The sequence below is a fragment of the Allobosea sp. CER48 genome (genome assembly GCF_044752385.1).
In the GTDB taxonomy this organism is placed as follows: domain Bacteria; phylum Pseudomonadota; class Alphaproteobacteria; order Rhizobiales; family Beijerinckiaceae; genus Allobosea.
The window spans coordinates 1-10,621 of the sequence record NZ_JBIWYK010000058.1 but is presented as its reverse complement, the minus strand read 5'-3'; the positions used below and the strand labels follow the sequence as shown (position 1 = coordinate 10,621).

The window sequence follows — 10,621 nt, the reverse complement described above, 5'->3', positions numbered from 1 at the left end:
ATTCCCGTCGTCTTCCTGCATGGAGGCCCCGGAGCGGGCACCAAGCCGGCGCAGCGCCGGACCTTCGATCCGGCTGCCTTCCACATCGTCACCTTCGACCAGCGCGGCGCCGGCCGCTCGCGCCCCTTGGCCGGGCTCGCCGGCAATACCACGCAGGCGCTCATCGCCGATCTCGAGCGGATCCGCGGACATCTCGGCATCGAGCGCTGGCTCGTCACGGGCGGCTCCTGGGGCAGCTGCCTGGGGCTCGCCTATGGGCAGGCCCATCCCGAGCGCTGCCTTGGCTTCCGCCTGCACGGCATCTTCATGGCGGAGCGCCCCGAGATCGACTGGTGGTTCCACGGCTCGCGCACGATCTTCCCGGATCATTGGGAAGTCTTCGCCAGTTTCGTGCCGGAGGAGGAGCGCGACGACCTGCTCGGCGCCTTTTATCGCCGGCTCACCGGCCCTGATCCCGAACTCCAGATGGCGGCGGCGATCGCCCTGCGCAGTTTTTCCGGAAAGACGCAGACCTTCCTGCCGGATGCCGAGCACGTGGCAGCGTTGACTCAACCCGACGCCGCGCTCGCGCTGGCCCGCATCTTCACGCATTACTGTGTCAACGGCGCCTTCCTCGAGCCCGGCCAATTGCTGCGCGACGTCCCGCGAATCCGGCATCTGCCGGCCGAGATCGTGCAGGGGCGCTACGATATCGTGACGCCGATGTGCACGGCCTGGCGGTTGAAGACGGCCTGGCCCGAAGCGCGCTTCACCATCGTGACGGAAGCCAATCACGCGGCGACGCCGAGCGCGCCTGCCCTGTCGCTCGCCCTGCGCGAAGCGACCGATCGCCTGCGCGACTCCATGCTGGCCCGAGCGGCCTGAAGGAACAGTCATGTACGAAGCTGCCGGCCAGATTCGCCTGGGCATCGAGCCCTATCTCGAAATCCGCGGCGCCAAGAGCCCGGCTGTGGCGCCGGACGGCGAGCTCCTGGCCTATCTCGGCGACGAGAGCGGTACGCATCAGATCTGGCTGAAGCCTGTGGCCGGCGGCGCGCCCTGGCGCCTCACCGACATGCCGGAGCCGGTCGGGGCTATCGCCTTCAACCCCAAGAGCCGCGACCTGCTCTTCACCATGGATTGCGGCGGGGACGAGCGCCACCAGCTCTGGCTCGTGCCCGGCGCCTCGGGTGTCCCGGAGCCGCTGACCGACGATCCGACCGTGGTTCATGTCTGGGGCTGCTGGGCGCCGGACGGGCAGCGCATCGCCTTCGCCTCGAACGCGCGCGACCGCGAGCACATGGACATCTACGTGATGGACATGGCGACGCGGGCGGCGAGGCGGATCTTCGAAGGCGACGGCTATCGCGAGGCGGTCGCCTTCTTCCCCGATGGCCGCTCGCTCCTGATCGCCGACGCCACCCATTCGATGAACGACCAGGACCTGTTTCGGCTCGATCTCGAAACCGGTGCGCGCGAGGCGCTGCTGCCGCATGAAGGCCGCGCACGCTACGCCGCCAGCCGGATGAAGAAGGATGGCAGCGGCTTCTTCAGCATCACCGACCAGGGCCGGGAATTCCTCGGTGTCGCCTTCCGCTCGGCGGCCGACGGCACGCTCGCATGGATCGTCGAGCGCGACGGGCAGGATGTCGAGGCCGTGGCGCTCGCGCCGGACCAGAAGCGCCTCGCCTATGTCGCGAATGATCGCGGCTGGAACCGCGTATTCGTGCGCGACATCGCCGGCGGGGCCGAGTTCGAGGTCGATGGCTTCCCGCCCGGCTCGATCGGTTCCGTCGCCTGGCTGCCTGACGGTTCAGGGCTCGTATTCCCGCTGGATGGTTCGACGGCGTCCCCGGATATCTGGCACTTCGATATCGCGACGAAGCAGGTCAGGCGCCTGACGGATGCCTCGAAGGCCGGACTCGATCCGGCCGGTTTCGTCGAGCCGACGGTCGCGAGCACCAGGAGCTTCGACGGACTGGAGGTGCCGTTCTTCGTCTACCGGCCGCGCGGCAAGCCGCCGGAAGGCGGCTATCCGGCGGTCGTGGTCGTCCATGGCGGGCCGGAGGCGCAGTGGACCCCGATCTTCCGGGCCGACCTGCAGTTCTTCCTGAGCCAGGGCATCATGGTGATCGCGCCGAATGTCCGCGGCTCGACCGGCTATGGCCGCCGCTATCACCAGCTCGACGACAAGCATCTGCGCATGGACAGCGTCGCCGATCTCAAGGCGGTGAGGCTCTGGCTGCGCGAGCAATCCGACGTGAACGACGAGCGCGTCGCCGTCTATGGCCGCTCCTATGGCGGCTTCATGGTTTTGGCGGCACTGACCGAGCAGCCGGAACTCTGGAAGGTCGGAATCGAGTTCTACGGCATCGCCAATTTCCTGACGATGCTGCAGACGACCGGGCCGTGGCGGCGCTATCTGCGCGCGGTCGAATATGGCGACCCGGTCGCCGATCGCGAGAGCCTGATCCGCTTTTCGCCGATCCACAAGCTCGACCATGTCCGCGTGCCGCTCTTCATCGCGCAGGGGCTCGACGATCCCCGCGTGCCGCCGGGCGAAAGCGAGATGATCTATTCCGTGCTGCGCGGCCTCGGTCGCCCGGCCGAGTATCTGCGCATCCCGCATGAGGGCCACGGTTTCGCGCGGATCGAGAACCGGCGCAGCGTCTTCGGCGGCGTCGCCCGCTTCCTGCGCGAGCATCTGTGAGCGCTCACAAGGTCTGAAAGGACGCCAGCCATGCAGAATTCCGAGGTCGTCTGGGAGCTCGTCGATGCCAAGCGCCAGCCCTTCGAGGCGCTGAGCGACCGCGTCTGGGGCATGCCCGAGATCGCCTACACCGAGTACCGCTCGGTCGGCGAGCACATCGCGATGCTCAAGGAGCAGGGTTTCCGCATCACCGAGAATGTCGCGGGGATCCCGACGGCGGTGATGGGCGAGGCGGGCGAGGGCGGCCCGGTCATCGCCATCCTCGGCGAGTACGACGCGCTGCCGGGCCTCAGTCAGGAGGCGAACATCGCCGAGCCGAAGCCGGTCGAGGCCGGCGGCCATGGCCATGGCTGCGGCCACAACATGCTCGGCTCGGCCGCCCTGCTGGCGGCGACGGCGGTGAAGGACTGGTTGGCGGAGACCGGCCGGCCGGGGCGCGTGCGCTATTTCGGCTGCCCGGCGGAGGAGGGCGGCGCAGCCAAGGCCTTCATGGTGCGCGCAGGTGCCTTCGACGATGTCGACGTGGCCCTGACCTGGCATCCGGCCACGATGACGAAGGTGGACGACGCGCTGTCGCTCGCCAACACCCGGATGGATTTCCAGTTCACCGGCCGCGCCTCGCACGCGGCGGCAGCGCCGCATCTCGGCCGCTCGGCGCTCGATGCGGTCGAGCTGATGAATGTCGGCGTCAACTACATGCGCGAGCACATGCCGTCCGATGCCCGCATCCACTACGCCTATCTCGATGCGGGTGGCATCGCGCCGAATGTCGTGCAGGCCTCGGCCAAGGTGCGCTACGCGATCCGCGCCCGCGACCTCGCCGGCATGCTGGAGTTGAACGAACGCGTGAAGAAGATTGCCGAGGGCGCGGCGCTGATGACCGAGACCACGGTCTCGATCTCGATCATGAGTGCGGTCTCCAACATGCTCGGCAACACGCCGCTGGAGGACGCGATGTTCCGGAATATCGACCGGCTCGGTCCAGTGCCGTTCGATGCGGCCGACAAGGCCTATGCGGCGCGGATTCAGGCTACGCTCGGCGCCAACGACATTCTCAACGACTATCGCCGCACCGGCATCGCGCCGCGCGAGGACACGCCGCTCTGCGATTTCGTCGTCCCGCAGGGCACCAGGGGCGTGCCGATGATCGGCTCGACCGATGTCGCCGACGTCAGCTGGAAGGTCCCGACCATCCAGGCGCGGGTCGCGACCCATGCCATCGGGACGCCCGGCCATTCCTGGCAGATCACGGCGCAGGGCAAGGCACCCGCAGCCCACAAGGGCATGGTGCATGCGGCCAAGATCATGGCGGCGACGGCGGTCGACGTGATCAGCGACGAGACGCTGCTGGCACGGGCCCGGAAGGACCACCAGGAGCGGGTCACCCGGACGCCCTATGTCTGCCCGATTCCGGCGGATGTGAAGCCGCCGATCAAGCCGCGTCCGGCGGCTGCCTGAGCCGGAATCCCCGGGGAAGCGGGAGCGCTTCGGCCCGGGCGACGGAGAGGTTTCGATCAAACAATAAGCAAAGAGCGGGATACCAGAAATGGCCAACCATAACGACGAGACCGGAACCACGCGAAGCCTGGCCGGGCGCACGCTTCTCTCGGCGGCCGTGGCCGCCGCGGCTCTCTGTGCCGCGGCTGGCGTCGTTGTCGCCGCGACCCCGAAGAACGCCCTGGTGATGGCCTGGAACGTCGATGCGATCAGCACCTTCGATCCGGCCCAGGTCGGCGAGGTCGTCACCAACGAGATCCTGCAGAACACCTGCGACACGCTGGTCGATTTCGACCCTGCGGACGAGCGCAAGGTCATCCCGAGCTTCGCCGAGCGCTGGGACGTCTCGCCGGACCGCAAGGAAATCACCTTCCATCTGCGCAAGAACGCGAAGTTCCCCTCCGGCAATGCCGTCAGCGCCGAGGATGTCGCCTGGTCGCTGCATCGCGTCGTCAAGCTGAATTTCGGCAATGCCGCGACCCTGACCGAGTACGGCTTCACCAAGGACAATGTCGAGCAGAGCATCGTCGCGACCGGCGCCGACACGCTCGTCCTCAAACTCGACAAGCCCTATCCGACGACGCTGGTGCTGCAGGCGATCGCCGCCAACCGGGTCTCCATGGTGATGGACAAGAAGACCCTGATGGCGAACGAGCAGGGCGGCGACCTCGGCAACAAGTATCTGACCACGCGCACCGCCTGCGTCGGCCCGTACAAGCTGACGCGCTGGAATGCCGGCGAGTCGATCGTGCTGGAAGCGAATGACGGCTATTGGGGCAAGGCGCCGGGGCTGAAGCGCGTGCTCATCCGGCATGTCGCCGAGCCCGGTACCCAGCGCCTGCTGCTCAGCCAGGGCGATGTCGACGTGGCGCGAGATCTGACTCCGGAGGATCTCAGGGACCTCGAAGCGTCCAAGGACGTCTCGATCGTCAAGGTGCTGAGGCCGCAGCTCTTCTACTGGGGCTTCAACGTCGCGGACGGTCCCTTCTCCAAGGAGAAGGTGCGCCTCGCGATGCGCTATCTCGTGGATTATGACGGCCTCGCCAAGACCGTGATGACCTATCTCGGCGTTCCCCGCGCGAGCTTCGCGCAGCTCGGCGCGGTCGGCGCGCTGGACGAAAAGGAGGGGCAGCCCTTCAAGCTGGACCTCGACAAGGCCAAGCAGCTCCTGGCGGAGGCCGGCTATCCCAACGGCTTCGAGGCGACGATGATCTTCGGCACGCTGCCGCATGCCAACCCGATCGCACAGAGCGTCCAGCAGAATGCCGCCAAGGTCGGGGTGAAACTCTCGCTCGAACGCATGGCCAACGCCCAGCTTTTCAGCAAGGTGCGCGGGCGCGAGTACCAGTCTGCGATGCTGGCCTGGCAGACCGGCGTCCCGGACGCGCACGGCAACGCCTCGCGCCTCGTCTTCAATCCCGACAACCGGCTGGAGGCCAAGCAGACGCAATATCCGAGCTGGCGCTCCGCCTATCAGGACATCGCTCTCAACAAGCAGATCGACGAAGCGCTGCTCGAGGCCGACCCGTCCAGGCGCGACGCCCTTTACGCCGGGATCCAGAAGGATGTGATGGCCAAGGGGCCGATGGCCTTCATGTTCCAGATGAACAGCGTCGCCGGCGTGCGCAAGGATCTGAAGTCGTGGACCTGGAACGGTTTCCGGACCTATTACGAGCGTGCGGCGAAGTAAGGCCGTCGCGATGTCCCGGACTGCCGCTGCGGCGCCCGGCCTGAGCTCCGATCCAGGGCGGAACCCGCTTCCGTCCTGGCTTCGGGCGTCCGGCCGGACCCTCGCCTCCTTCGCCGTCACCCTGCTCGGGCTTGCGGCGCTGACCTTCTTCATCGGCCGCCTGCTGCCGCTCGATCCCGTCGTCGCCGTGCTCGGCGACAACGTGACCCAGGAAGCCTATCAGGCGATGTACAAGCAGCTCGGCCTCGACCAGCCGCTCTATGTCCAGTTCGGTCGCTATATCTGGGGCGTCCTGCATCTCGATTTCGGCATGGCGCTGACCACCGGCAAGCCGGTGATGGCGGATATCGCCCGCGTCTTCCCGGCGACGATCGAACTCGCCAGCGTCGCCATCATCATCGGCACCAGCATCGGCATCCCGCTCGGGGTTCTGGCGGCGATGTATCGCGGCTCCTGGGTCGACCAGATCGTCCGCGTCGTCGGCCTCGTCGGCTATTCCGCGCCGAACTTCTGGCTCGGCCTGATGGGGCTCGTGCTGTTCTACGCGACGCTGGGCTGGGTCGCGGGCCCTGGCCGCATCGACTTCACCTACGAGTTCGACCTTGAGCCGGTCACCGGCTTCCTGCTGATCGACAGCGCGCTCGCCGGAAACTGGGAGATGTTCGGCAACGCGGTGTCGCACATCATCCTGCCGGCCTCGATCCTGGCCTTCGGCTCGCTCGCCTATATCAGCCGCATGACGCGCAGCTTCATGATGGAGCAGCTCGGGCAGGAATATGTCGTGACCGCGCGGGTCAAGGGCCTGTCCTGGTGGCGCACGGTCTGGACCCACGCCTTCCGCAACATCGCCGTGCAGGTGGTGACCGTCGTGGCGCTCTCCTACGCCTTCCTGCTCGAAGGCGCGGTGCTGACCGAGACCGTGTTCGCGTGGCCCGGCTTCGGCCGCTACCTGACCAATGCGCTCCTCGCCGGCGACATGAACGCCGTGGTCGGCTGCACGCTGCTGGTCGGCGTCATCTTCGTCACGCTCAACCTGTTGTGCGACCTGCTCTACCGGGTCTTCGACCCGCGCACCCGCTGAGGCACCGCCATGGCATCGCAATCCACCGACCATGCCGCGGGACAGGGCTTCAGGGCCTGGCTCGCCGCGCCGGTCCCGTCCTCGCCATTCCAGGCCCGGATGCAGCAGCTTTCCCTGAGCTGGTGGCGGCTGAGGTCGAATCCATCGGCGATCTTCGGGCTCGCCATCATCGTGCTGATCGTGTTCGTCGCCCTGTTCGCCCCGCTGATCGCGACGCACGACATCTATGCCCAGGACCTGACGCAGCGCCTGCAACGGCCGTCGGCTGCGCATTGGCTCGGTACGGACGAGCTCGGGCGCGACATCTTCAGCCGGCTCGTCTTCGGCGCCCGCATCACGCTCTACATCGCCCTGCTGACGGCGGTGATCGCGGCGCCGCTAGGGCTGATCATCGGCACGACCTCGGGCTATCTCGGCGGCTGGGTCGATATCGTGCTGATGCGCGTCGTCGATATCTTCCTGGCCTTCCCGAGCCTGGTGCTGGCGCTGGCCTTCGTTGCCGCGCTCGGCCCCGGCATCGACCACGCGATCATCGCCATCGCACTCGCCGCCTGGCCTCCGATCGCGCGGCTGGCGCGCGCCGAGACGCTGTCGATCCGCAAATCGGACTATATCGCCGCCGTGCGGCTCCAGGGCGCCTCGTCGCTCAGGATCATCCTCGGCCACGTCGTGCCGATGTGCATTCCCTCCGTGGTGGTGCGCATCACCCTGAACATGGCCGCGATCATCCTGACTGCGGCGGGCCTCGGCTTCCTCGGCCTGGGCGCGCAGCCGCCGAGCCCGGAATGGGGCGCTATGCTCGCCTCCGGCCGCGAGTTCATCCTGACCAATGGCTGGATCGCCGGTGCGCCCGGCCTCGCCATCCTCATCACCAGCCTGGCCTTCAACCTCTTCGGCGACGGCCTGCGCGACATCCTGGATCCGCGCCATGGCTAAGCCGCTGCTCGAGGTCGAGGACCTCCACGTCTCCTTCAAGGGTGCCCACCGCACGGTGCAGGCGGTGCGCGGCATTTCGTTCAGCGTCGGCCGCGAAAAGCTCGGCATCGTCGGCGAATCCGGCTCCGGCAAGTCGCTGACCGGGCGCACCATCCTGAAGCTCACGCCGAAGACTGCGAGCATCCAGGCGAAGCGGCTGAGCTTCGACGGGATCGACCTCCTCGCCGCCGGCGAGCGCCAGATGCAGGGTATCCGCGGCAACCGCATCTCGATGATCCTGCAGGACCCGAAATTCTCGCTGAACCCGCTGATGCGGGTCGGCCAGCAGATCACCGAGGCCTACCGGCTGCATCACCGCGTCGGCAGGCGGGAGGCGGAGGCGCGCGCGCTCGCCATGCTGGAAGCCGTGAAGATCCGCGATCCCGCCCGGGTCTTCCAGCTCTTCCCGCACGAGGTCTCGGGCGGCATGGGGCAGCGCATCATGATCGCGATGATGCTGATTCCAGAGCCGGACCTTATCATCGCGGACGAGCCGACCTCCGCCCTCGACGTCACCGTGCGCCGGCAGGTGCTGACCATCCTCGACGAGCTCGTGACGCGTCGCGGCACCGGGCTGATCTTCATCAGCCATGACCTCAACCTCGTGGCGGATTTCTGCGACCGCGTACTGGTGATGTACGCGGGCCGGATCATGGAAGACATCCCGGCCCGCGAGCTGCACAACGCACGCCATCCCTACACGCGGGCCCTGCTCGACAGCCTGCCGCGGCTCGACCGCCCGACAGACGTGCTGCAGGTGCCGAGCCGCGACCCGGCCTGGCTCGACGGTCCGACCCTGCACGGCGGAGCCCCGGCATGAGCGCGCTCGACCCGAACATCGCGGCGTTCCGCCCGGCGATCCTCGCCGTCCAGAATCTGGCCATCGTCTTCGGCCGCGGCGCCGCGGCGCTGACGGCGGTGGATGACGTTTCCTTCACGCTGCGCCATGGCGAGGCTTTCGGACTGATCGGCGAATCCGGCTGCGGCAAGTCCACGGTGCTGCGTGCGCTCGCCGGCCTCAACAGCGAGTATGGCGGCACGGTCAGCTTCCACGACCGCGAGGTGCCCCGCCAGCGCGACAAGGCCTTCTTCCGCCGCGTCCAGATGGTGTTTCAGGATCCCTACGCCTCGCTGCATCCGCGCAAGATGGTGCAGAACGTCCTGGCCGAGCCGCTGAAGATCCATGGCTTCGACCGGCCGCAGGAGCGGATCGACGCGATTCTCACCGCCGTAGGGCTGGGCCCGTCCTTCCGCTACCGCTTCCCGCACGAGCTCTCCGGCGGCCAGCGCCAGCGCGTCGCGATCGCGCGGGCGCTGATCATCGAGCCGGAGCTGCTGCTCCTGGACGAGCCGACCTCGGCCCTCGACGTCTCCGTGCAGGCGGAAATCCTGAACCTGCTGAAGCAGCTGCGGCGCGAGCGCGACCTCACCTATCTGATGGTCAGCCACGACCTCGCCGTGGTGACGCATCTGTGCGAGCGGGTCGCGATGATGAGCGAGGGTCGCATCCTCGAGGAGATGAGCGCCGAGGATGTCCGCGCCGGCCGGGCGCGCGAGCCCTATACGCGCGAATTCCTCGAGGCGAGCACGGGCTATCGCCCGGCGACGTGAGCGATGGCGGGAACGGCGGAGAAACGGACAATGGACAAGGCAGTCATCGCGGGCGAAAGCCCGGTCGGAGAATTCTGGCCCATGCAGGGCTGGGAGACCGTGAAGCCGGACGCGGCAGGCTGGTCCAGCGCCGGGCTCGACCGGGCCTGGCGCTTCGCCGACACGATCGCCACCGCGACTGTGATGATCGTGCAGCGCGGGCGCGTGGTGGCGAGCCGCGGTGATCTCGCGCATCGCTACCAGTGCCATTCCGTTCGCAAGAGCTTTCTCAGCGCCCTGATCGGCATCCATGAGGAAGCGGGCACGATCAACCTTGCCCGCACGCTTGCCGAGCTCGGCATCGACGACAAGGAAGGCCTGAGCGAGCGCGAGAAGGCCGCGACGATCTACGATCTGCTGACGGCGCGCTCCGGCATCTTTCATCCGGCGGGTTATGAGTCCCCCTGGATGAAGTCGATCAAGCCCCCGCGCCATTCGCAGCCGCCGGGCGCCTACTGGTTGTACAACAACTGGGATTTCAACGCGCTCGGCACGATCTTCACGGCGTTGACCGGCGCCGGCGTCCATGAGGACTTCCTGGCGCGGATCGCACGGCCCCTTGGCATGGAGGATTTCCGCCTCGACGGCGAGCGGCGCGACGGCTGGCTGGAGCCGGACGATTGCTCCGTTCATCCCGCCTATCCATTCCGCATGTCGACGCGCGACCTCGCGCGCTTTGGCCTGATGTTCCTGCGCCAGGGCCGCTGGCGCGGCGAGCAGATCGTGCCGGCCAACTGGGTCGCGACCAGCGTGCTACCGCTCTCCGACGCGGGTCCGCGCGGCGGCTACGGCTACATGTGGTGGACCGAGCGCGCCGGCACGGGCCTGCCTGGCGTCGTGCTGCCGGCCGGCAGCTACAGCGCCCAGGGCGTGGGCGGGCAGACCTGCCTCGTCATGCCGGCGCTCGATCTGGTGATCGTCCATCGTGTCGACACCGACAAGAAGGGCACCGAGGTGAACCGCTTCGATTTCGGCCGCCTGGTGCGCCTCATCCTCGAGGCGCGTCCGCAGGGCTGAGCGAGCGCGGGGACCGGGAGGA

The 10,621-nt window shown here is 67.7% G+C and carries 9 protein-coding genes; all 9 read left to right on the top strand.

Annotation, left to right across the window (positions count from 1 at the left end):
* Window positions 1–864 (top strand): prolyl aminopeptidase (gene pip, locus ACIPIA_RS04235; protein ID WP_400506989.1); only part of this gene is annotated, 864 nt, incomplete at its 5' end.
* A gap of 10 nt (window positions 865–874) precedes the next feature.
* The gene (locus ACIPIA_RS04230) at window positions 875–2,689 is read left to right on the top strand and encodes a S9 family peptidase (RefSeq protein ID WP_400506987.1); all 1,815 of its coding nucleotides are present in this window, start codon (window positions 875–877) and stop codon (window positions 2,687–2,689) included.
* A 30-nt stretch (window positions 2,690–2,719) separates the two neighbouring features.
* The gene (locus tag ACIPIA_RS04225; RefSeq protein WP_400506985.1) at window positions 2,720–4,147 is read left to right on the top strand and encodes a M20 family metallopeptidase; all 1,428 of its coding nucleotides are present in this window, start codon (window positions 2,720–2,722) and stop codon (window positions 4,145–4,147) included.
* 88 nt (window positions 4,148–4,235) lie between these two features.
* Window positions 4,236–5,876, top strand: a complete 1,641-nt coding sequence (locus tag ACIPIA_RS04220; RefSeq protein WP_400506983.1) for an ABC transporter substrate-binding protein — start codon at window positions 4,236–4,238, stop codon at window positions 5,874–5,876.
* A gap of 10 nt (window positions 5,877–5,886) precedes the next feature.
* On the top strand, window positions 5,887–6,957 hold the full coding sequence (locus tag ACIPIA_RS04215; RefSeq protein WP_400506981.1) for an ABC transporter permease: 1,071 nt from the start codon (window positions 5,887–5,889) through the stop codon (window positions 6,955–6,957).
* A gap of 9 nt (window positions 6,958–6,966) precedes the next feature.
* A complete protein-coding gene (locus ACIPIA_RS04210; protein ID WP_400506979.1) occupies window positions 6,967–7,893 on the top strand; it encodes an ABC transporter permease in 927 nt (308 codons plus the stop codon).
* On the top strand, window positions 7,886–8,752 hold the full coding sequence (locus ACIPIA_RS04205; protein ID WP_400506977.1) for an ABC transporter ATP-binding protein: 867 nt from the start codon (window positions 7,886–7,888) through the stop codon (window positions 8,750–8,752). Before ACIPIA_RS04210 ends, ACIPIA_RS04205 begins: the two co-directional genes overlap by 8 nt.
* Complete coding sequence (locus tag ACIPIA_RS04200; RefSeq protein WP_400506975.1) at window positions 8,749–9,543, top strand: ABC transporter ATP-binding protein; 795 nt, start codon at window positions 8,749–8,751, stop codon at window positions 9,541–9,543. The genes ACIPIA_RS04205 and ACIPIA_RS04200 overlap by 4 nt, the downstream gene beginning before the upstream one ends.
* A 30-nt stretch (window positions 9,544–9,573) precedes the next feature.
* On the top strand, window positions 9,574–10,599 hold the full coding sequence (locus tag ACIPIA_RS04195; RefSeq protein ID WP_400506973.1) for a serine hydrolase domain-containing protein: 1,026 nt from the start codon (window positions 9,574–9,576) through the stop codon (window positions 10,597–10,599).
* The last annotated feature ends 22 nt before the right edge of the window (window positions 10,600–10,621 follow it).